Annotated in this window: 1 protein-coding gene; it reads right to left on the bottom strand. The window is 27.5% G+C overall.

All coding sequences use genetic code 11. The features are described 5' to 3' along the window. Positions 1-255 (bottom strand): AMP-binding protein (locus tag QMG30_RS24945; RefSeq protein ID WP_281819942.1); only part of this gene is annotated, 255 nt, incomplete at both ends.

The following is a 255-nucleotide window of genomic DNA, read 5'->3' as shown; positions in this document are numbered from 1 at the left end:
TATAGGTATATTGTGCTTATATTCCTTCTGTATCGTAAAACAAGTGGAAAATGTAGTGTTTTCAGTTGGACCATACCCATTTATAATAGTAATGTTCTTATTCACACTTCTTAATTTGTTAATATAACTTGGTGTTAGTTTATCACCACCAACCAATATCGTATCTAAAGAATTAAAAACATTTTCATTCTCAGATATGATTTTATTGAATAGGGATACTGTCAACCACATTATATTTATTTTATTGTCATAGAT

It is taken from the genome of Vallitalea longa (assembly GCF_027923465.1).
GTDB classification, from domain to species: domain Bacteria; phylum Bacillota; class Clostridia; order Lachnospirales; family Vallitaleaceae; genus Vallitalea; species Vallitalea longa.
This window is presented reverse-complemented; position numbering and strand designations above follow the sequence as displayed.